14 protein-coding genes are annotated in these 20,943 nt (G+C 69.9%); 7 read left to right on the top strand and 7 right to left on the bottom strand.

Annotated features, from left to right (window positions below):
• The first annotated feature begins 12 nt into the window (after nt 1-12).
• The gene (locus tag ABD256_RS18470; protein WP_344419786.1) at nt 13-324 is read left to right on the top strand and encodes a hypothetical protein; all 312 of its coding nucleotides are present in this window, start codon (nt 13-15) and stop codon (nt 322-324) included.
• 6 nt (nt 325-330) lie between these two features.
• Here ABD256_RS18470 and ABD256_RS18465 read toward each other — a convergent pair whose 3' ends face one another.
• From ABD256_RS18465 to ABD256_RS18450, 4 genes are read right to left on the bottom strand one after another with little or no spacing between them, the layout of a single operon-like run.
• Complete coding sequence (locus ABD256_RS18465) at nt 331-1,083, bottom strand: hypothetical protein (protein ID WP_344419784.1); 753 nt, start codon at nt 1,081-1,083, stop codon at nt 331-333.
• Nucleotides 1,080-1,397: a hypothetical protein gene (locus ABD256_RS18460; protein WP_344419781.1), complete on the bottom strand. Its 318-nt coding sequence runs from the start codon at nt 1,395-1,397 to the stop codon at nt 1,080-1,082. Before ABD256_RS18460 ends, ABD256_RS18465 begins: the two co-directional genes overlap by 4 nt.
• 22 nt (nt 1,398-1,419) lie before the next feature.
• Nucleotides 1,420-2,166, bottom strand: a complete 747-nt coding sequence (locus ABD256_RS18455) for a hypothetical protein (RefSeq protein ID WP_344419778.1) — start codon at nt 2,164-2,166, stop codon at nt 1,420-1,422.
• On the bottom strand, nt 2,156-2,632 hold the full coding sequence (locus ABD256_RS18450; RefSeq protein ID WP_344419775.1) for a hypothetical protein: 477 nt from the start codon (nt 2,630-2,632) through the stop codon (nt 2,156-2,158). The genes ABD256_RS18455 and ABD256_RS18450 overlap by 11 nt, the downstream gene beginning before the upstream one ends.
• A 444-nt stretch (nt 2,633-3,076) precedes the next feature.
• Between ABD256_RS18450 and ABD256_RS18445 the strand changes: the two genes are divergently transcribed.
• On the top strand, nt 3,077-3,553 hold the full coding sequence (locus ABD256_RS18445) for a hypothetical protein (protein ID WP_344419772.1): 477 nt from the start codon (nt 3,077-3,079) through the stop codon (nt 3,551-3,553).
• Nucleotides 3,550-5,604, top strand: a complete 2,055-nt coding sequence (locus tag ABD256_RS18440) for a M56 family metallopeptidase (RefSeq protein ID WP_344419770.1) — start codon at nt 3,550-3,552, stop codon at nt 5,602-5,604. Before ABD256_RS18445 ends, ABD256_RS18440 begins: the two co-directional genes overlap by 4 nt.
• 1 nt (nt 5,605) lies before the next feature.
• On the opposite strand, the gene ABD256_RS18435 is transcribed toward ABD256_RS18440, so the two are convergent.
• Nucleotides 5,606-9,322, bottom strand: coding sequence for a multifunctional oxoglutarate decarboxylase/oxoglutarate dehydrogenase thiamine pyrophosphate-binding subunit/dihydrolipoyllysine-residue succinyltransferase subunit (locus tag ABD256_RS18435; protein ID WP_344419768.1), 3,717 nt, complete (start codon nt 9,320-9,322; stop codon nt 5,606-5,608).
• A gap of 297 nt (nt 9,323-9,619) precedes the next feature.
• Between ABD256_RS18435 and ABD256_RS18430 the strand changes: the two genes are divergently transcribed.
• Genes ABD256_RS18430 through ABD256_RS18420 form a run of 3 tightly spaced genes read left to right on the top strand, consistent with a single transcriptional unit; the run spans nt 9,620 to nt 14,799 of the window.
• Complete coding sequence (locus ABD256_RS18430) at nt 9,620-9,937, top strand: type VII secretion target (protein WP_344419765.1); 318 nt, start codon at nt 9,620-9,622, stop codon at nt 9,935-9,937.
• Nucleotides 9,930-14,330 (top strand): RHS repeat-associated core domain-containing protein, encoded by a 4,401-nt coding sequence (locus ABD256_RS18425; protein ID WP_344419762.1) that lies wholly within the window; start codon nt 9,930-9,932, stop codon nt 14,328-14,330. The genes ABD256_RS18430 and ABD256_RS18425 overlap by 8 nt, the downstream gene beginning before the upstream one ends.
• A 22-nt stretch (nt 14,331-14,352) precedes the next feature.
• Nucleotides 14,353-14,799 carry an SMI1/KNR4 family protein gene (locus ABD256_RS18420; protein WP_344419759.1) on the top strand — a complete coding sequence of 149 codons (447 nt, stop codon included), beginning with the start codon at nt 14,353-14,355 and terminating at the stop codon, nt 14,797-14,799.
• A 222-nt stretch (nt 14,800-15,021) separates the two neighbouring features.
• Here ABD256_RS18420 and ABD256_RS18415 read toward each other — a convergent pair whose 3' ends face one another.
• Nucleotides 15,022-15,690, bottom strand: a complete 669-nt coding sequence (locus ABD256_RS18415; protein WP_344419756.1) for a hypothetical protein — start codon at nt 15,688-15,690, stop codon at nt 15,022-15,024.
• Between the two features lie 666 nt (nt 15,691-16,356).
• Here ABD256_RS18415 and ABD256_RS18410 point away from each other — a divergent pair.
• A complete protein-coding gene (locus ABD256_RS18410; protein WP_344419754.1) occupies nt 16,357-17,019 on the top strand; it encodes a hypothetical protein in 663 nt (220 codons plus the stop codon).
• Between the two features lie 45 nt (nt 17,020-17,064).
• On the opposite strand, the gene ABD256_RS18405 is transcribed toward ABD256_RS18410, so the two are convergent.
• The gene (locus tag ABD256_RS18405) at nt 17,065-20,859 is read right to left on the bottom strand and encodes an ABC transporter ATP-binding protein (RefSeq protein WP_344419751.1); all 3,795 of its coding nucleotides are present in this window, start codon (nt 20,857-20,859) and stop codon (nt 17,065-17,067) included.
• Nucleotides 20,860-20,943 lie beyond the last annotated feature (84 nt).

Genomic DNA, 20,943 nt, shown 5'->3' with positions numbered 1-20,943 from the left:
GGGAGGTCACCGATGAATCCGCAATCCGCGGCCAGCATGCGTGCGATGTGGTTGCTGCGCAACGAAATATACGCCCAGCTCGACGAGTGCGAGTTCCTCGCGATGAGCGACGACGAATGGGACCGGGACGAGGAGGTGCTCGCGCGCGGGCTGCTCTGCGACCTCGTGACGGTGGTCCGGACCGTGGTCGGCGATCACCGGGAGGACGACCACGGCCGGTGCAAACCCTGCGAAAAGCCGTGGCCGTGCGACAGCATCGACTCGGTGCACCGCGGGATGCACGGTCCCGACGCCGGGTTCGCGAAACTGCTGGAGCGGCGCTGAGCCCGCTCAGCCGCCCTGGTAGGCCCCTGTCGCCGGGTCCGGCCAGTGGCCGCCGGGGAAGGCGCTGTTGTCGATCGCCGCGCCGTGGAGGCTGACGAGCTGCTGGGCCTGAGTGCCAAGGACGGCGGTCAGCGCGCCGATCGCGGTCCAGATCAGGCCGGTGTTCACCCCGGCCTCTTCCACGATGAGGCCGAGCCCTGCCCAGGAAAAGATCGCCGAACCGATGGCCGCGATCGCACCGGCCATGGCCACGATGAACTTGACGAGGACGAGGCCGATGGCGACGTAGAAGGCGAGGCCCGCCACCGCGCACAGTTGCAGGGTGGTCGAGGTGCTGTCCGAGATCGTGGAAATCCGGCCCGCCGCGTCACCTTGTGGTTTGACCGTCCTGCCGTACACCTCACTCGCGGTTCCCTTCCAGGTGCTGGCGGACGGCATGATCTCGGGTTTGAGCTGCCCGGCGACGGTGCTGGAAATTCCCCTGATGTCCTGCCAGTCGAACGCGTACGTGAAGAAGGCCACCGGCGCGGCAAGACCCTTGAGCACGTCCTTGATCTTGTCCAGGATCCAGGTGGCGAGATCGGTGATCTTTTCGCCAAGCCAGGTGATGGCATCGGCGACGAAACCGGGTACGTACCAGTGGTCGGTGGCATCCGCGACGGCTCGGGGGACTTCGGCGATCTTGCCGGACAGGTCGTTCAGGCCGCCGTTGATCTTGTTGACGACCTCTTGGAACTGCGCCTCGCTGAAGTCCATCATCGACCGGCTTTCTTCAGTTGCTGCACCCTGGCCGCCTCGTCGGCTTCGTACTTGTTCGCGACCGCGCGCAGGGTGGCGCCGATTTCGGTCATGCGCTGCTGCCCCTCGGCGGATCGCGCGATCACCTGGTCGATCATCTGGCCGTAGGCGTCGAACACGACTTGGAACACACCTGCCTCGACCCGGTTCAGCCGCAGGTCTTCCGCTCGGGGACCGATTTTCCCCATTTCCGCCGCTTCGGCGTCCCACAGTTCGGCGTCCTTGCGGATTTCCTCGGTGACGACGTGGATGTCACCGGGCGGTGGTGCTGGCATGGTGTGCGCTCCTTCGGCTCGCCTAGCGTCGCGGGTTTCTGAGCAGGGCGATCGCTTCGGCGAAGAGCCCGTCGACCCCGCTGTCCATAGTGGACGCCGCATCCGTCTTGCCCGCCAGGTCGGACTTCGCGCGCCCGAGTGCGGTGGCCAGGCTGTTCATCAGCCCGGTCGCGGTTTGCCGTGCCGCCCAGCCGGGGTCGATGGCGCACGAGAGGAGTGCGAACTTCGACAGGGTGATCGACACCTTCCGGCCGGCGGCTGCGCCGGTGCCCGTGCTTTCCGGTGGTGGGGCGGTGTTCGCCGACCGTTGGACGTTTTCGAAGGCTTTGATCGCGTCCTCGGCGATCAGGTCGGGCGCGCGAGGTTCTACCTCGGGGACAGCGGGATCGCTTGCCGTCGCGGGCACGTCCCGGTTTCGGGCGGTCCGCGGGAACTTTTCAGGGCCACCGTCCAGCTCTCGGACCGTGGCGAGGAACTCGGAGTCCTCGAGGTTCTCGGTCCAGGCATCCAGCCTGTTCGTCGTGGCGGCGCCAAAAGCTTCGAGCACACTGCTCGCGAGATCTTCCGGCGTGATCCACTCAGCCCAGTCGGTGGTGATGTGAAACGATTCCGGCAGTCCGTCGGCGCCGACCTTCACGTGCACCGCCGCGCTGTGATCGCTGCCTTCGGCGCGTCCGGGTGCCTGTGCCTGCGCGGACTTGATCAGTTCGCCGAGCGCGGAGACGTAGTGCCGCATCCGGCTGAACTGCGCCATCAACTCATCGGTCATCGACATTCCCAGTCTGGTTCCGTGCGTTTCGGTGGACGCTTTCGGCGCGCGTCACGCCCAGGACTATCGGCAGGGTCAGCACGCAGGCGAAGGTCAAGAGCGTGCTGACTCCGGCGTTCGTGCCCCAGGCTCCGATGGCCGCGACGACGAGCCAGCCCGCGGACACCGCCGTGACGATCGTGGTCAGCAGCAGTATCGGCCGCTTGAGCCGGTGAGCGAGTGCCACCGCGACCACGGCCCAGGTGAGCAGCGACATCGTGGATATGACCACGACCGCCGACGCGATCGGCCCCATTATCGTGCGTTCGGCCTCGACTTCGCTGCTGGACCAGATCAGGAGTGTGCCACCCAGCATGATCTCCGCGATGAGCCAGCAGACCATGACCGTTGTGCGCTGGCTGCGGGATTTGCGATCCGCGTTGCCCGGTTCGAAGCGATCCAGCCCGCGGCGAGGCGCTCGTGACATGACCCAGCATTCCGATCGGCTACTTCTTCGGTGCGAAGGCGGGCGCAGCCGGCTGCCGCGGCTGGGTGCGGGTCAGAGCTGAGGCTGCGGCCCGTGTTCCGCTCTTTCGCGAATGATCGAAAACCTCCCTCGCGCCGGAAGCCGTCCCTCCCCGGACGGCTCTGAAGACAATTAAAACACAGTTTTTTTCGTGCGAAAGTGCACCATTATCCACGAAATAGTGAAAAGTTGGACATGCGTCAGGTGTACCGCCAGCCGGGTGGATATTCGCGGGGATTCTTCGCCAATGGCTGCGCAAGCTTCGATTATGCATATCGCCGGTAAAATGTGAAGTCCCGAGGTGGGGTTGTACTTCGATCATTGCGGCCTTCGGTCCACGGGTCCGATCGGGTGGTTTCCCCGCGGTCGGTGCCACCGGGCACCACCACTGGGGATGATCGGTCGATGGCACCTGAGCAGGAGCGGGACCTCGTGGCCGCGGGCGGGCTCGACGCGCGGCTGGGGCGTCGCATCGTGTCCGAGCTGGCCCCGGACGAGATGCCGTTGTTCGACCAGACCTGGCAGGTGCTCGGCCGTCATCCCCGCAGGCGCGGCCGTCGCCGCGAAGAGCCGCTCGGCTTCGGCCTGCCCGCCGCGGGCGAGGTGGTGATCACCGCGATCGCCTCGGGGGTCGTGCTGGCGGTGCTCAAGGACCTGAGCAAGGACTTCGGCTCCTGGTCCGGCCGGGTGCTGGCCCGGCTCTTCCGCCGCAAGGCGAAGGCACTGCCGGATCCGCCGCCGCGACTTCCCGAGCCGCGGCTTCGCGAGATTCGCGCCATCGCCTACCAGAAGGCGCGCAAGCTCGGCATGTCCAAGGAAAAAGCGGACGCGCTGGCCGACGCGCTGATCAGCGAACTGGCCATCCGCGGGCAGGGTTCGTGACGGCACCGCTTCGGCGGCCGACCCCGTTCCTGCTGGCGTCGGGCACCAGCTCCGCCTTCGTGCTGCTGATCAGCGTCGTGTTCACGATCCCGACGGTGTGGCACCCCGCCCTGTTCAACGTGCTGTCCACCCGCACGCCGCCGGGCGAACAGGCCGCGTACGCCCGGTGCATGGCGGCGATGTACTCGGTGCCTGGCCGCATACTCGATCCGACGCCCGAATGCGCGCCGATCGTGAACGGTGCCGGGCCGGACGCGCGGGTGGCCATCCTGCTCGTGTTCGCGACCCTGTGCCTGCTGACCGCGGCGCAGTACTGGTTCGGGCCGCTCTGGCGGATCCGCCGGCGGCGGCTGCGGCCGATCGACCGGGAGACCTTTCCCGCGCTGTGCGAAGAACTCGACCGGACCGCGCGTGAATTCCTGCCCGGTGGCCGGGTGGAGTTCCTGCTCGACATCGTCAACCCCGCCGTCGACGGTCTCGCGTTCGGCCGGGCGGGCCGCCGCTACATCGTGCTCAGCCGCGGCCTGCTGACCCTGTTCGGCCGGGACCCCGATCTGTTCCGGGCGGTGCTCCTGCACGAACTGGCACACGTGCGCAACCGCGACCTGGACATCACCGCGGTCGTCCTCGCGATGTGGCGCTCGTTCCTGGCCGTGATCCTCGTGCCGGGCGCGTTCGGGGCCGTCGCCGGGATCATCATCGGCATGCCGCCGTGGATCAACGGCGCCACGCAGGCGTTCGTGTCCGGGCCCGCACTGGCCTGGGTGTTCGCCGCCCAGCTCGCCGCGCTGACCGGGTTGGCGTGGCTCACCCGCTACGCCGTGCTCCAGGCCCGCGAACTGCACGCGGACGCGCGAGTGCTGACCTGGCGCCCGGACGCCGCCGCGCCGCTGCGGCGGCTGTTCGACGCGGCCGGACAACGCGGGCGGCCGCTGCGTCGCCGCACCCATCCCCACGTCGCGACCAGGGCGATCGCGCTGACCGACGACGGCCCGTTGCTGAGCCAGGGTTTCGCGTTCTCCTTCGCCCTCGGCGCGTGCTTCTCGCTGAGCATGGACGCGGCGACCTCGTTGACCGGGACGCTCCGCCAGGACGCGTTCTACTGGCCCGCCGAGGTGTTCGTCCTGGTGCTGGCGATCGCGCTCAGCATTCGCGCCCTGCGCGCCGCGGCCCACGCCGACGCGACCGGGACCGCGGGCGGCGTCCGCGCCCGCCTCGGGCTCACCCTCGGCCTGCCGGTCGGCTGGCTGCTGGCGCCGAGCCGGATGTCCGATCACGCCATGGTGCCGTTCCCGGTGGCGGTGCAGCTCGCCGCCGTGCTCGTGCTCGCCGCGGCGGGCTGGCTGCTGGGACTGTGGGTGGACCGGGTGATGGCGGCGTGGGCGCCGAAGGTGCGTGCCGCCGAACGTCCCGTGCGCGCCGCCGCCGTGCCCATCGCGTTCGTCGTCGTGACCGTGCTGCTGGCCGCGCGAACCGTCTACGAAACCCAGTACCTGGTGATCGTCGCGCACCTCACGCAGGACCCGCCGGTGGGCGACCCCGTGCTGCTGGCAGTGGCCGTGGCTCAGCGGTACCTGTTCTCCCACTTCGTCATCTCCGGCTGGTTGCCGCTCACGGTCGCGCTGCTCGTGCTGCCGCCGCTCGCGCGACCGCACACGCCTTTCCGCCCAATCGGGCCCCGGACCCTGCTCGCCGGTGCCTTGGTCGGGGTGCTGACAACCATGCTCACGGTGGCCCTCCTCCGTTCGTCCACAGTGGACATTCTGGCGCTCGGTACCGGCTTCGGCGCCGGGGCGGCCGCCGCAACGGCCGTCTGGGCGCGAACGGCGCCGGTGCTGAAGGGAGTGCTGGTGGCATCGGTCGTCGGGGCGATGACCGTGGTCTCGCTGGCCGAACTGGTGCCGATGTCGTGGAAGCTCATGACGTTCGTGCTCGGGCAGGTGCTGGAGGCCGCGCTGCTGGCCGCGCTGGTCGCCGCCGCGCCGCGTTCCCTGTGGAACGCGAAGGGCCCTTCCCCCGTGAGGGAAGGGCCCTTCGTCAAACCGCGCTAGCTCATTCGAACGCCTTCGTGATGATCGCCTTCTGCTCGACCTCGTGCACCTTCGACGAGCCGGCCGACGGCGCCGCCATCGGCCGCCGTGCGACGACCTGCAGGCCCGAGAGCGCGTCCGGCAGCTTGCGCGGGAGGTTGAGCCCGAAGAACGGCCATGCGCCCTGGTTCTCCGGCTCCTCCTGCACCCACGTCACGCTCTTCGAGTTGGTGTAGCGCTCCAGCGCGGCCACCAGCTTCTTCTTCGGCAGCGGGTAGTACTGCTCGACGCGCACGATCGCGATGTCGTCGATCTCCTGCTTGGTGCGCTCGGCGATCAGCTCCCAGTACATCTTGCCCGAGGTCAGCAGCACCTTGCGGGCCTTCTCGGGCGCGATGTCGGCGTCGTCGATCACGGACAGGAACTTCGACTGGTCGGTGAAGTCCTCGACCGACGACTTCACCAGCTTGTCGCGAAGCAGGCGCTTCGGGGTGAACACGATCAACGGGCGCTGGATGCCGTCGAGCGCGTGGCGGCGCAGCAGGTGGAAGTAGTTCGCCGGGGTCGACGGCACCGCCACCGTCATCGAGTTCTCCGCGCACAGCAGGAGGAACCGCTCGATGCGGCCCGAAGTGTGGTCGGGGCCCTGGCCCTCGTGGCCGTGCGGCAGCAGCAGCACGACGTCGGAGCGCTGGCCCCACTTCGCCTCGCCGGAGGAGATGTACTCGTCGATCACGGTCTGCGCGCCGTTGACGAAGTCGCCGAACTGCGCTTCCCACAGCACCAGCGCCTCGGAGTTCGCCACCGAGTAGCCGTACTCGAAGCCGACGGCCGCGTACTCGGACAGCGCCGAGTCGTAGACCATCACGCGGCCCTGGCCCTCGGCCAGGTTCTGCAGCGGCGAGTACTCCTGGCCGGTCTTGCGGTCGATCGCGACCGAGTGGCGCTGGGTGAAGGTGCCGCGACGGCTGTCCTGACCGGACAGTCGCACGAGACGGCCTTCGATCGCGAGCGAGCCGAACGCGAGCAGCTCGCCGAACGCCCAGTCGATGCCGCCCTCGCGGGACATCTTGTGCCGCCGCTCCATCACCGGCTTGACCCTCGGGTGCAGGGTGAAGCCCTCGGGCACGTTGATGAACGCGTCGCCGATGCGCTCCACGATGTCGCGGGAGATCGCCGTCGGCACCTTCGCCGGGATCTGCTGCTCCTCCTCGACCGAGGGGCTCGCCTTCGCCGGGTGCTTTTCCAGCTCGCGCACCTCGTTGAAGACGTGTTCGAGCTGGCTGGAGAAGTCGCGCAGCGCGGCTTCGGCCTCTTCGACGGAGATGTCACCGCGGCCGATCAGCGACTCGGTGTAGGTCTTCCGCACCGAACGCTTCGTGTCGATGATGTCGTACATCGCGGGCTGCGTCATCGAGGGGTCGTCGCCCTCGTTGTGGCCGCGGCGGCGGTAGCAGATCATGTCGATCACGACGTCCTTGTGGAACGCCTGCCGGTACTCGACCGCCAGCTTCGCCACCCAGTGCGCCGCCTCCGGGTCGTCGCCGTTGACGTGGAAGACCGGCGCGCCGATCATCTTCGCCACGTCGGTGGCGTACTGGCTCGACCGCGAGTGCTCCGGCGCGGTGGTGAAGCCGACCTGGTTGTTGACGATCAGGTGCACGGTGCCGCCGGTGCGGTACCCGCGCAGCAGCGCCAGGTTCAGCGTCTCGGCGACCACGCCCTGCCCGGCGAACGCGGCGTCGCCGTGCATCAGGACCGGCAGCACGGTGTACCCCTCGCCGCCCTTGTCCAGGATGTCCTGCTTGGCGCGGACGATGCCCTCGAGGACGGGATCGACGGTCTCCAGGTGCGACGGGTTCGCGGTCAGCGACACCTTCGTCTCGCCGTCGCCGAACATGCGGAAGTACTTGCCCTCGGCGCCGAGGTGGTACTTCACGTCACCGGAGCCGTGCGCCTGGCCGGGGTCGAGGTTGCCCTCGAACTCCTGGAAGATCTGCGAGATCGGCTTGCCGACGATGTTCGCCAGCACGTTCAGCCGCCCGCGGTGGGGCATGCCGATGACGACCTCGTCCAGCTCGTGCTCGGCTGCCTTGTCCAGCACGGTGTCCAGCAGCGGGATCGCGGTCTCGCCGCCTTCGAGGGAGAACCGCTTCTGGCCGACGTACTTGGTCTGCAGGAACGTCTCGAAGGCCTCGGCCGCGTTCAGCTTCGACAGCACGTACTTCTGGACGGCGGGGTCCGGCTTCTCGTGCGGGATCTCCACGCGGTCCTGGATCCAGCGGCGCTCGTCCGGGTCGAGGATGTGGGTGTACTCGATGCCGACCGTGCGGCAGTAGGAGTTGCGCAGCACCCCGAGGATGTCGCGCAGCTTCATCCGCTCCTGGCCGGCGAACCCGCCGACCGGGAACTCGCGGTCGAGGTCCCACAGGGTGAGCCCGTGCGACAGCACGTCGAGGTCGGCGTGGCTGCGCTGGCGGTAGTTCAGCGGGTCGGTGTCGGCCATCAGGTGACCGCGCGTGCGGAACGCGTCGATCAGCTCGATCACCCGGGCGGTCTTGTCGACCGGGCCCTCGGGGATGTCGGCGACCCAGCGGATCGGCTCGTAGGGCAGCCGCAACGACGTGAACACGTCGTCGTAGAAGCCTTCTTCGCCGAGCAGCAGCGCGTGGATCCGCTTCAGGAACTCGCCCGACTCGGCGCCCTGGATGATGCGGTGGTCGTACGTCGAGGTCAGCGTCATGATCTTGCTGACCGCGAGGTCGACCAGCGTCTTCTCGCTGGTGCCCTCGAACGCCGCCGGGTACTGCATCGCGCCGACGCCGACGATCGTGCCCTGGCCGGCCTGCAGGCGCGGCACCGAGTGGTTGGTGCCGATGCCGCCGGGGTTGGTCAGCGAGATCGTGGTGCCCGCGAAGTCGTCCGCGGTGAGCTTGTTGTTGCGGGCCTTCTTGACGATGTCCTCGTAGGCCTGCCAGAACTGCAGGAACGACATGTCCTCGGTGGCCTTGATGGAGGCCACCACGAGGGTGCGGGCGCCTTCCTTGCCCTTCATGTCGATCGCGAGGCCGAAGTTCACGTGCTCCGGCGTGACCGCGAAGGCCTTCCCGTCGACCAGCTGGTAGTGCCGGTTCATGTTCGGGTAGTCCTTCAGCGCGCGCACCATCGCGTAGCCGATGAGGTGCGTGAAGGAGATCTTGCCGCCGCGCGTGCGCTTGAGGTGGTTGTTGATCACGATGCGGTTGTCGGCCATCAGCTTGGCCGGGACCGCGCGCACGCTGGTCGCGGTGGGAACGCTCAGCGAGGCGTCCATGTTCTTCGCGATCGCCGCCGCGGCGCCGCGGAGCTGCTTCGACTCGGCCTCGGTCTTCTTCGGCGTCGGCGGCGCTGCCTTCGCGGGCTGTGCCTTCGCTGCCGCGGGCTCGGCCTTCGCTGCCGCCTTCGCTGGCGCGGGCTTCGTCGCGGCCGACTGGGTGGCCGCCGACTGGGCGTTCTGCTGCGTCTTCGGCGAGGGCGGGGAGGCCTGGCCGTTGGTGGACCCCGCCGCGCCGTTGGACTGCGCGACCTGCTCGCGCGCGTCGTCAGCCTTGGTCTTGGCTGCCTGCGTCGGCTTGAAGTCCGCGAAGAAGTCGTGCCATGCGGCATCTACTGAGGAAGGGTCTTCGAGGAACTGGTCGTACATTTCTTCGACCAGCCACTCGTTAGGGCCGAACTGTGACGCAGGGCTGCTGCTGGACACGGCTTGGGCTCGCCTCTATCCATCTCGATCTTGATGTGGTGTCTTTGCGCCTACCAGGCTAACCCCCGCGTTCGCAGCCGTGTGACAGAACTAGCCACTGTGAGGCGTGGCGCACTAAGACAAGGGTCACTGATTCGATACCGATCAGGTCTCGACCAGGTCTCGGAGGGCACCGACGGGGTGAGAGCACGGTCATATCCGGTGCTCAGCGTGGCCGTCCGGGTGAGGTCTTGGCGAGGACCGGCCACCCGGGCGATCCTGGTTGCCGCGCGGAGGACCGACGAGGGGGACACACCGATGCCCGAGGGTGGCTATGAGGTTCTGCAGGACGAGCTGGACACGCACGCGGGCAAGGTGGACGCGCTCGCCGAGCGGCTGAAGACCGCCGTCGCCGCCGCCAGGCAGGTGACCATGGACAACAGCGCGTACGGCGTCATCTGCCAGCCGTTCGCGATGCTGCTCGACCCGTTCGAACAGTGGGGCGTGCAGGCGCTGGAGAAGGCGGAGGAGTCCGTCGAGGGGACAGCGGGCAAGGTGCGCGACGCGGTCAAGGCGTACTCCGGCCGCGAGGAAGACGCGTCGAAGGACCTGAAGAAGGCGGGCGGCGATGCCTGAGGGCAACCCGCTGGTCGCGCAGGCCCAGTCGCAGACCACCGCGGTCACCGGGATCGGCATCGCGGAGTCGTCGGTCGACCTGGCCAACGGCGTCAAGGACGGCTCGTGGGTGGAAGGCGGCCTCGGTGCGCTCGGGGTGGGCCTGGAGGCGCTCTCGCTGGTCGTCGACCCGATCGGGACGCTGGCGCAGTACGGGGTGTCGTGGCTGATCGAGCACGTGCAGCCGTTGAAGGAGGCGCTCGACTGGCTCGCCGGGAACCCGCCGGTCATCCAGTCCTTCTCGGACACCTGGGCGAACGTCGCGAAGGAGGTCAACACCGTCTCCGGCGATCTCGCCAACGAGGTCAAGAACGGCACCGCGGGCTGGAAGGGCACCGCGGCCGACGCCTACCGTGCTTCCGGCGCCGAGCAGGTCGACGCGATCGCGGGCGCCGCGACGCTGGCCGACGGCATCTCGGTCGGCGTGATGATCATGGGCCAGGTCGTGGCCATGGTCCGCGAAACCGTGCGCGACCTGGTGGCCGAGCTCATCGGCAAGCTGATCTCGTGGGCGCTGGAAGAGGCGTGCACCCTCGGCTTCGCGACCCCGCTCGTCGCCGTGCAGGCCACCACCGCGATCACGAAGGCGATCACCAAGGTCGGCGACCTGATCCGCAAGCTCGTCAAGACCATCGGCAACGTCACCCCGAAGATCCGCAAGATCATCGACAAGCTCGGCGAGATCATGGAGAAGCTCGCCAAGCTGGGCAAGAAGCTCGGCGGCGGCGGAACCAGCCCATCGGCGGCGAAGTCCGCGGGCAAGCACGCCGACACCCCCGGCGTGCACGGCGACACCACCCCGTCCGGCACCCACGGCCCGGACGGCCCCGACGCCGGCGTCGACGGGCCGGGCCACCACGGTGACGGCACCTCCTCGTCCTCGTCGCCGAAGGACGGCGGCCCCAACCGCCCGGACGATCCGAACGCGGCGAACACCCCGGAAAAGGCGCGAACCACCTGCAACGACCCGGTCGACGTGGCGACCGGCGAGGTGATCGCGGGGCAGACCGACATCACCCTCGACGGCGTGCTCCCGCTGGTGCTGCGCCGCACGCACGTGTCCTCGTACCGCGCCGGCCGCGGTTTCGGCCGGTCCTGGGCGTCCACAGTGGACCAGCGACTGGAACTGGACGCGCAGGGCATCGTGTTCGTCGCCGAGGACGGCATGCTGCTGTGCTACCCCGAGCCGTCCCACTCGGGTGCGGTCGTGCCCGCGTCCGGCCCGAGGTGGCCGCTCTCCCGCACCGAGACCGGGTACCGGATCACCAGGCGCGACCTCGGCCACGAACTGCTCTTCGACGGCGAAGGCACCGAGTTCGCCCTCTCCGCGATCGCCGACCGCAACGGCAACCGCATCACCTTCGAGCGGGATCAGGACGGGCTCGCGCTCGCGGTGTGGCACAGCGGCGGCCACCGCATCGAGTTCGAGCACGCCGGTTCCAGGGTCACCGGGCTGCTCCTGCGGAACTTCCACGGCGACGACATCCAGCTCGCCCGCTTCGGCTACAACACGGCAGGGGACCTCACCGAGGTCGTCAACTCCTCGGGCCGCGCGATGCGGTTCGAGTACGACGCCGAGGGCAGGATCGTCACCTGGACCGACCGCAACGGCGAGTGGTACCGGTACTTCTACGACGACCGCGGGCGGTGCATCGCCAACCAGGGCTCCGGCGGCGCGCTGAACGGGACCTTCAGCTACGACACGGACGCCCGTGTCACCAGGTTCACCGATGCGCTCGGCAACACGACGACCTACCGGCTCACCGCCACCGGCCGCGTCGCCGAGGAAACCGACCCGCTGGGCAACCGCGTGGTCCACGAGCGCGACGAAGCGGACCGTCTCGTCGCCACCACCGACCCGCTGGGCCGTACCACGCGCTTCGTCTACGACGACGACGGCAACGTGGTGCTCCGCACCGGCCCGGACGGCGCCGAGACGCGCGCCGAGTACGACGAGCACGGGGACCCGCTCGTGGTCGTCGAGCCCGACGGCGGGACCTGGCGGCGGACCTACGACGAGCACGGGAACCTGCTGGAGGTCGCCGACCCGGCGGGGGCCACCACCCGGTACGCCTACCGCGCCGACGGCGCGCTCACCCAGGTCACCGACTCGCTCGGGCACACCCGGCGCGTCGAGACCGATAGCACCGGCCTGCCGCTGGTCATCACCGACCCGCTCGGGGCGAGCATGCGGATCCGCCGCGACCAGTTCGGCCGGATCGTCGAAGCCGTCGACTCGGCGGGCGGTGTATCCCGGTTCGCGTGGACGGTCGAAGGCAGGTTGCTGTCCCGCACCCGGCCCGGCGGCGGAACCGAGCGGTGGCGCTACGACGGCGAAGGCAACGTCGTCGAACAGGTCGACGCGCTCGGCCAGGTCACTCGCTCGGAGCTGACCCACTTCGACCTTCCCGCCGTGCGCACGACGCCGGACGGCGCGCGATCCGCCTACCGCTACGACGCGAACCTGCGGCTACTCGCCATCACCGACGAACACGAGCGGGCCTGGACCTTCGGCTATGACGCCGCGGGCAGGCTGACCAGCGAGACCGACGTGCACGGCCGGACCCAGCGCTACGCCTATGACGCAGCCGGGCAGCTGGTCGAGCGCGTGAACGCGGCCGGCGACGTGACGACCTACGAGTACGACGCCGCGGGCAACCGCGTCCGGGTGAGTGCGCCGGACACCACCGCGGAATTCGAGTACGACGTGATGGGCCGGACGCGGTGGGCGCGCAACGAGGACGCCGACGTGCGGTTCGAGCGGGACGCGCTCGGCAGGGTGCTCACCGAGTCGATCGACGGTCACGCCGTCGTCTCGGCCTACGACACCGAAGGCAGGCGGGTGCGCCGCCGCACACCGACCGGCAGCGAGAGCCGGTGGGACTACGACGCCAACGGCAACCACGTCGGGCTGCGCACGGCCGGCCGGTCGATGAGCTTCCGGTTCGACCAGGCGGGACGCGAAGTGGAGCGCCTGCTCGACGCGGGAACCATGTTCGCCCAGTCATGGGACGCGAATCACCGGCTCGTGTCGCAGACGGTGTCCGCCGTCGAGGGGACACCCGAGCGCGCCGGGACGAAGCTGCTCCAGCACCGCGAATACCGCTACCGCGCCGACGGCAGGCCCACCGAGGTGTCCGACCGGTTGCGCGGCATCACCCGTTTCGATCTCGATCCGGCGGGCCGCGTGCTGGGCACGGCGGGGGAAACGGCTGAGATCGCCCCGCCGCCGCCCGCGCTTTCGGATGACGACGGCACCGGCTTGCGGACGTCGGGACCGGTGCGGTACCTCCGCGACCAGCAGGGCCGGATCGTGGTCAGGCAGCGGGCGAAGCTGTCCGGGAAACCGGACGTCTGGCGGTACAGCTGGAACTCGGAGGATCGGCTCGTCGGCGTCGAAACCCCGGACGGCGCGCGGTGGCGCTACCGGTACGACCCGTTCGGCAGGCGCACCCGCAAGGAGCGGCTCGGCGCGGACGGTGCGGTGCTGGAGGCCGTCCGGTTCTGCTGGGACGGGGCGGAGCTCGCCGAACAGATCCGGTCCACCGGCGAGGCGACCACGTGGAACTGGGCGCCCGATTCGTTCCGGCCGCTCACCCAGGTCTCCCGCGCCGCCGGCACGTCCGACCAGGACTGGGTGGACGCGGAGTTCTTCTCGATCGTCACCGATCTCATCGGCACACCGACGGAACTCGTCGACGTCCACGGGGAGATCGCCTGGCGTCAGGACGTCACGGTGTGGGGACGGGCCCTCAACCGGTTGACCGCGCGCACGTCCACGCCATTGCGCTTCCCCGGCCAGTACCACGACGACGAGACCGGGCTGCATTACAACCACCAGCGCTACTACGACCCCGAGATCGCGCAGTACGCGAGCGCGGACCCGCTCGGCGCGGCGGCGGGTGCCGACCCGTACGCCTACGCGCCGAACCCGGTGTCCGGCTCCGACCCCCTCGGCCTGGCGCTGTGCGAAGAAGGCGCCACGAAGAAGATCGACGAGTACCGCGCGGACAAACGCGTCGGTGGCAAGAAGAACATCGCGGTCGCGGACTACGAGATCAACGGTGTTTCGGGGCAGCGGGTCGGCGTCAGCGGCAAGCACCAGTACGACGGGTCGGCACCCATGCCGCCCGAACACACGCTCAACCGCGGCCCCGACGACATCGCCAGGGCGGCCGACTCGGAGATGAAGATCTTCGAGGAGCTGAAGGGACAGCTGAAACCCGATGCCAGCGGACGAATACACATCTATTCGGAACGGCCGGTGTGCCCTTCGTGCCAGGAGGTGATCAAGGACTTCCAGCGGTCGTTCCCTAACATCAAGGTGACCTATTCCGATCTCGGCCGCGGCTGATGTCCTTTGTGGAGTGTGGCGTATGCCCGAACCGATGCCCGAGCTCGTCGAGCGGCTGATCTCCGGCGGGCTGGCGACCAGGGAAACCGTCGTCGGATGCACGCCGGACGAGGTGGCCGAGATCCGCTCCGGCCACGGCGTCGAGCGACTTCCCGAGCAGTACGAGGAGTTCCTCCTGCTGATGGGCAGGGGCGCGGGGGAGCTGTTGCGGGGCACGGACTTCTTCTATCCCGGTATCCGCGGGCTGGCCGACGACGGCCGCGAGCTGCTGGAGGAGAACGACGCCGCGCACCTGCTGCCGCCGGGCGCGATCGTGATCGGGATGCACCAGGGGTACGAGCTGTACTGGCTGGCGCCCTCCGGTGAGCTGAGCTGGTACGTGGAGGCGGAGACCGAGGTCTCGCGCACCTGGCCGTCGCTGGCCGAGTTCCTGGCCGCGCAGATCGAAGCGCAGCAGCGCCTGAAGTGACCATCGCGGGTGTCGCCTCGTCGCTGCTGCCGTGCCGCGCTCCAGGCGGTGACGCCGGTGCGCGATCGGTTCGAGGAGACCGATCTCGCTACGAGCCGCGGGAATGGACAGTGTCGCGCTGGCGGGGGCCGGATCCCCGGCGCGCAGCCTCGCGGCAGGCATCCGCGAAGAGGATGACCCCTGTTCATCGGCTGAGGGACCTGGCGCAGGCGGCCGTCGGGTTCAGGCGCCGTTGAGCCAGAGCAACTGGTCGAGGGCCAGCAGGTCGAAGTCGATCTCGGTGGCCGCGGCCCTGGCGACGACCATGATCGAATGCTGGTCGCTCGGCACCTGGAAGCCGAGCGCGCGCAGCCCTTTCGCCACCCGGACGTCCGGTTTCAGCGCGTCCGCGCCGCAGCGCATCCGGAGGTAGGCGAACAACGCGGGGCCGATGCCCTTGACGGCGCCCACCACGGGGTCGAGCCCGTGTGCGTGTTCCAGCCCGCGGACGTTTTCGGCCCACGCCAGGCAGGCGCGGTCCTCGTCGACGCCGAGGCGGTTCGCGAGGTCGGCCAGGTTCCTGGCGATGGTGCGCATGGTGTGCGGTTCGGACGCCAGCAGGCCGTAGGTGCCCGGATCGGGCGGGCTGGTGGCCATGACCGCCAGCGAGCCGGGCGCGTGCTCCGACGCCCACCGCTCGACCAGGGGGAGCACGCGCTGTTCGTAGCGGCGCTGCCGCGAGGCCACCACGTCGAAGACCATGGCACCGCGGCGTCCCGCGTAGACCTGCGCGTAGTTGCGGGCGGCCTCCGAGGCGGCCGCACCGTGCCGCTCGGCGCGAACCTTCAGCTCGCGTACCGCGGCCGGCCAGTCGGGCCGTTGCCGGAGCAGGAGTAGTTCGTCGGAAGCCATCTGCCCACGTCTACTCGCGGCGGCGGGGGAAACCTAGCGCCGACCGGGTGTAGGCGTCAGGTGCCGATCGAGCACGTGCGGGCGAGTGCGGCGCGGGCACCTTGGACGGCACCGAACAGTGTCGGCCGCACCCAGTCGCGGGCACGGTCTTCGCGCACCGGGCCGCCGAGCGCGAAGACCGCTCCGCGATCGCTCCTCGCGGTAGCGGCGGCCCACCGGGACGGATCGTCTTCCGCGAGATGCGGTGCGCTGGAATCAGGCTGTGAATCAGTAAAATGGTGGATGTCTCCCGCTGGCGCTCGGGTGCGAAAAGCGACTCCGTGCGTCGGCGTGAACTGCTCGTGATGGCGTTTCGGCGGTATCGATCGGCCCGCCGCGAAAGAGCCCCCATTGGTCCGTCCGCAGGCTATCCGGGGTATCGGCGGGTGCGCTACGCTCGTGCCGATCATGCGGCCGGACACCGCATCGGCAGCTGGGGGCAGCTGGTTACTCCGTCCATCGCGGACTATTCGCGCTGCCTGGATTGCTTCGCGTCTTTCTGCGTTTCGAGATCGGCGTGAATGGGGTGCGTGCCGCCGGTTTCAGTCACCAAGGAAAGGGGACGCCATGTCCGCGTCGGTCCAATCGCCTCGGCACCGCAGCCGGTTTTCGTCACGACGGAAGCGCGTGGCCGCACCGGTGGCGGGCGTCGTGCTGGCCGGTCTCGCCGTCGCGATGCCAGGTGATGCCGCCGCGAGCGAGCCGGGTGCCGGCCCGCTCGACCCGGCGCTCGTGCTGGCCTCCAGCGAACTCCCGGCGGTCGGTCTGCCGTGGACCGACGACCGGCCGGTGCGGCGGAACGTCTTCGCCTGGGACACCGGCGGCATCGGCATCTGCAGTCCGTTCAGCGGGCCGCCCCTGTACCAGAGCGTCAACCTCCGCGACGAGGAATCGGCGGGCCGCACCGACTCGAACGACTACTACACGGCGACCACCTGGGTCGCCAGGCACTCCAGCGCGAGTGACGCTGCCGGGGCGAAGGCCCGCTGGGCAGCCGATCTCGCGAGCTGCCCGGACCGGCTCGGACCTCCCGGCCAGGACAACGGTGCCTTCTTCGTGTCGAGCACGGCCAAGGTGGACACGGTCGGCGGAGTCGACGTCTGGGGCGTGCACTGGGGCTCCGGCTACCTGCCGCCGAACAAGGAGGGCTACGTCCAGACCTTCGCGATCCAGCAGGACGACCTGCTGTACGTCGTCACCGTCCACCACCAAGCCGCGGTCACGCCGCCGCACCCGGCGATTCCCGCCCGGGACACGGTGCTCGCCGCGAAGCGGCGCCTCGGGCTCTGAGGCGTGGTCCCGGGGTCTTCGCGATCCCGGGACCACCGGCAGGGCTCAGTCCGCGGTGCCCGCGCCGAGCCGCCACAGCTTCGCGTAGTGCCCGTCCAAGGCGAGCAGTTCCGCGTGGGTGCCGTGCTCGATCACGCGGCCGTGGTCGAGCACCACGATCTCGTCCGCGCGGGCCGCCGTCGCGAGCCGGTGCGCGACGACGAACGTCGTGCGCTTCCTGGCGACCCGCTCGGTGGCCCGCAGCACCGCGGACTCGGTCGCCGGGTCGAGCGCGGCCGTCGCCTCGTCGAGCAGCAGGATGTCCGGGTCGACGAGTTCCGCCCGCGCGAGCGCCACCAGCTGGCGCTGCCCCGCGGACAGCGCGCGCCCCCGCTCGCCGACGGGTTGCCGGAATCCCGCGGGCAGCGCGGAAACGCCCTCCAGCGCGCCGACGGACCGCACCGCCGCTTCGACCTCCGCGTCGGTCGCCGACGGCCGCCCGTAGCGCACGTTGTCCGCGACCGTTCCGGAGAACAGGTGCGCCTCCTGCGGCACCACGCCCATCCGCTGCCGAAGCCCGCCGAGGTCGTACTCGCGGACGTCGACACCGTCGATCCGCACCACACCCCCGGTCGCGTCGTAGAAGCGGGCGACCAGTTTGACCGCGGTCGACTTGCCGGCGCCGGTCGCGCCGACGAGCGCGATCGTGCGCCCGGCCGGAACGTCGAGCGTCACGTCTTCGAGCGCTTTGTCCTCTGCCGTGCCGTAGGAGAAGTCGACGTCGGTGAAGGTGACCTCGCCGCGGAGCCGGTCGGTCACCGGTACCGGGTGCTCGGCGGCGGGCACCGAGGTCGGCGTGCGCAACAGGTCGCCGATGCGCCGCAAACCGACCCGCGCCTGCTGGTAGCCGTCGAAAACCGAGGAAAGCTGCTGGATCGGCGAGAAGAACAGCTGGAGGTAGAGCAGGAACGCCACCAACACACCGGGCTGGACCGAACCGTCGGCGACGCTGCCCGAGCCACCGGCGAGCACGATCGCCTCCGCGACACCGGAGAGGAACGTGACGAACGGGAAGTACGTCGCGATGTAGCGCTGCGCCCGCAGGCGCGAACGGCGGTAGGCGTCACTGCGGGACGCGAACGCCTCCGCGGAACGCTCTTCGCGGGTGTACGCCTGTGCGACGCGCAGGCCGGAGATGTTCTCCTGCATGTCCGCGTTGACCAGGCTGACCCGTTCGCGCGCTTCGTCGTACGCGGTCGAAGCGAGCTTGCGGAAGACGATCGTCGCGACCACCAGGATCGGCAGCACCGAGAACGCGTACACCGCGAGCGACGCGTCGATGAGCAACAGCGCGCCGGAGATCCCGATGACGGTCACCGCGCTCACGATCGCGTTCGCCAGCCCGGTCTGCAGGAAGGACGACAACGCGTCGACGTCGGTGGTCATCCTGGTCATGATCTTGCCGGACAGCTCGCGCTCGTAGTAGTCGAGCCCGAGCCGCTGGAGGTGCGCGTAGCTGCGCACCCGTAGCGAATACAGCACCGTTTCGCCGGTGCGCGCCGTCGTTTTCGTCTGCGCCCTGACCACGAACCAGTCGGCCGCGATCACCAGCGCGCCGATCGCCGCGGTCAGCCACACCACGCCTTCGACGCCGGCGCGGACACCTTGGTCGACGCCGCGCTGGTACAGCGCCGGGAGCGCGACCGCGGCCAGCGCGTCCAAGGCGACCAGCAGCACCACCAGCCCGAGCTGCCCGCGCACCGGGCGAAGCAGCCTCGCGAGCCGGAACCCCGGTTCGGCAGCCGTGACGTCCTCGGGCCCGAGCGCCGGGACATCGGTGGCAGGCGGGAGCCTTCGCACCCCTTCGACGAGTTCCGGGGTCGGCGGCGAGTCCAGTGCCGCGCTGGCCCGGCCGCCGCCCCCGCCACTGCCCTTGCCGACACCGGCCGCGGCGTTCGAGGGCGGGGGGCCGTGCGCCGCTTCCTCCTCCGGGGCGTCGTCCGGCCACAGCTCGGGTGTGACGCCGGTGTCCGTGCGGCGCACGCAGTCCGTGCGGTGCACCTCCTCGACGCCCTCGCCCGGCCCCGAGACGAGATCGCGGAACAGCGGGCACCGCAGCTCCAGCTCGTCCGCCGTGCCGACGTCGACCACCTTCCCGTCGTCGAGCACGGCGATCCGGTCGGCGAGGGCGAGCGTGGAACGCCGGTGCGCGATCAGGATCGTGGTGCGGGACGCGGTGACCGAGCGCAGGGTGTCGTGGATCGCGGCCTCGGTGATCGTGTCCACCGCGGAGGTCGCGTCGTCGAGCAGCAGCACCCTCGGATCGGTGATCAGCGCCCGCGCCAGCCCGAGCCGCTGCCGCTGCCCGCCGGACAGCGTGAGCCCGCGCTCGCCGACGAGCGTGTCGTAACCGTCGGGCAGCGCCCGGATGAACTCGTCGGCCTCGGCCGCCTTCGCCGCCGCGACGATCTCCTCCTCGGTCGCGTCCGGTCTGCCGTAGGCGATGTTGTCCCGTACCGACGAGGAGAACAGGAACGCCTCTTCGAACACGACCCCGATGGCGCGGCGCAGCTCGGCGAGCCGGATTTCCCTGATGTCGACCGGGCCGCCCTCGGGTCCGATCCGGACCGATCCGGAGTGGACGTCGTAGAACCGGGGCAGCAGCAGGGAAATCGTGGACTTCCCCGATCCCGCGGTGCCCACCAGCGCCAGCGTTTCGCCCGGAGACGCGCGCAGCGACAACCCGCTCAGCACGGGCTCGGACCTGGTGTACCCGAAGTGCACGTCGTCGAGCCGGATCTCCAGCGGGCCGTCCGGCACGCCGCGCGCGTCCGGGGCGTCGCGGACCTCGGGCTGCGCGTCGATCAGCTCGTACACCCTGTCCGCGCCGGCCCTGGTGAGCTGCGCCTGCACGAACAGGCTCGCCAGCATGCGCGCCGGCCCGGACAGGCTCGACACGTAGGTGGCGAAGGCGAGGAAGGTGCCGAGGCTCAGCTGCCCGTGCATCGCGAGCAGGCCGCCCGCCGCCAGCACGGCGACCTGGCCGGCCGCGGGCAGCGCCGCCGTGGTGGCCGCCGGGATCGCCGAGAGCCTCGCCGCGCGCAACCGTTCCGCGAACAGCCGCCGCGCGGTCTTCTCCAGCCGGGCGACCTCCCTGGTCTCCTGTCCGAAGCCCTTCACCACGCGTACCCCGGTGACGGTCTCCTCGACCTGCTGCGCCACGTCCGCCGCGCGCTGCTGCGCCGACCAGGTCGCGGGGAACAGCCGCTTGCGGCTCATCCCGAGCACGACCGCGATCGCGGGGGTGATCACCACCGCGATCAGCGTCAGCGCCGGCGACAGCCACAGCATCGCGCCGAGCGAGAGCACCGCGAAGATCACCGAGCCCGCGGAGACCGGCACCACCATCAGGATCCCGGTGACGAGCTGCAGATCGGAGATCGCGCGCGAGACGACCTGACCGGTGCGCAGCGAGTCCTGCTTCCCGCCGTCCAGCCGCGACACCGCGCCGAACACGGTCTGGCGCAGGTCGTGCTGGACGTCGAGGGCGAGCCTGCCGCCGACGTACCGGCGGGCGAACGCGCTGGCGAAGGTGAGCAGGTGCAGCCCCAGCAACGCGGTGATCAGCACGCCGAGCCGCCCGGTGGCGCCCGCCACCGCGTCGTCCAGCGCGACCTTCACCAGCAGCGGGCCCGCAGCCTGCAGCCCGACGCCGACGATGGACGCGGTGAACGCGAGCACCACGAGCGCGGGATGCCGCCAGCAGGCCGCGGACAGCCGCCGGATCCAGCCGGGGCCGGGCGGGGCCGCGCTGGTCTCGGAAGACTGTGCCGGAGGGGCGAGTGGCGGAGCTGTGGTCACGAACCCAGGCTAGGCCCGCGCACCGACAGTCCGCTGTCGTCCGGCCCTGTCGTCCGGCCCTGTCGCCCGTGCCACTTGGCGAAC

The sequence above is a fragment of the Amycolatopsis minnesotensis genome, from assembly GCF_039529815.1.
Lineage (GTDB): Bacteria > Actinomycetota > Actinomycetes > Mycobacteriales > Pseudonocardiaceae > Amycolatopsis > Amycolatopsis minnesotensis.
This window is presented reverse-complemented; position numbering and strand designations above follow the sequence as displayed.

Excerpts from the sequence above, each read along its gene's own strand:
- ABD256_RS18445 (WP_344419772.1), top strand. The coding sequence starts at position 3,077 with ATGGCACCTGAGCAGGAGCGGGACCTCGTGGCCGCGGGCGGGCTCGAC.
- ABD256_RS18450 (WP_344419775.1), bottom strand. The coding sequence starts at position 2,632 with ATGTCACGAGCGCCTCGCCGCGGGCTGGATCGCTTCGAACCGGGCAAC.
- ABD256_RS18430 (WP_344419765.1), top strand. The coding sequence starts at position 9,620 with ATGCCCGAGGGTGGCTATGAGGTTCTGCAGGACGAGCTGGACACGCAC.
- ABD256_RS18460 (WP_344419781.1), bottom strand. The coding sequence starts at position 1,397 with ATGCCAGCACCACCGCCCGGTGACATCCACGTCGTCACCGAGGAAATC.
- ABD256_RS18420 (WP_344419759.1), top strand. The coding sequence starts at position 14,353 with ATGCCCGAACCGATGCCCGAGCTCGTCGAGCGGCTGATCTCCGGCGGG.
- ABD256_RS18415 (WP_344419756.1), bottom strand. The coding sequence starts at position 15,690 with ATGGCTTCCGACGAACTACTCCTGCTCCGGCAACGGCCCGACTGGCCG.
- ABD256_RS18425 (WP_344419762.1), top strand. The coding sequence starts at position 9,930 with ATGCCTGAGGGCAACCCGCTGGTCGCGCAGGCCCAGTCGCAGACCACC.
- ABD256_RS18465 (WP_344419784.1), bottom strand. The coding sequence starts at position 1,083 with ATGATGGACTTCAGCGAGGCGCAGTTCCAAGAGGTCGTCAACAAGATC.
- ABD256_RS18470 (WP_344419786.1), top strand. The coding sequence starts at position 13 with ATGAATCCGCAATCCGCGGCCAGCATGCGTGCGATGTGGTTGCTGCGC.
- ABD256_RS18455 (WP_344419778.1), bottom strand. The coding sequence starts at position 2,166 with ATGACCGATGAGTTGATGGCGCAGTTCAGCCGGATGCGGCACTACGTC.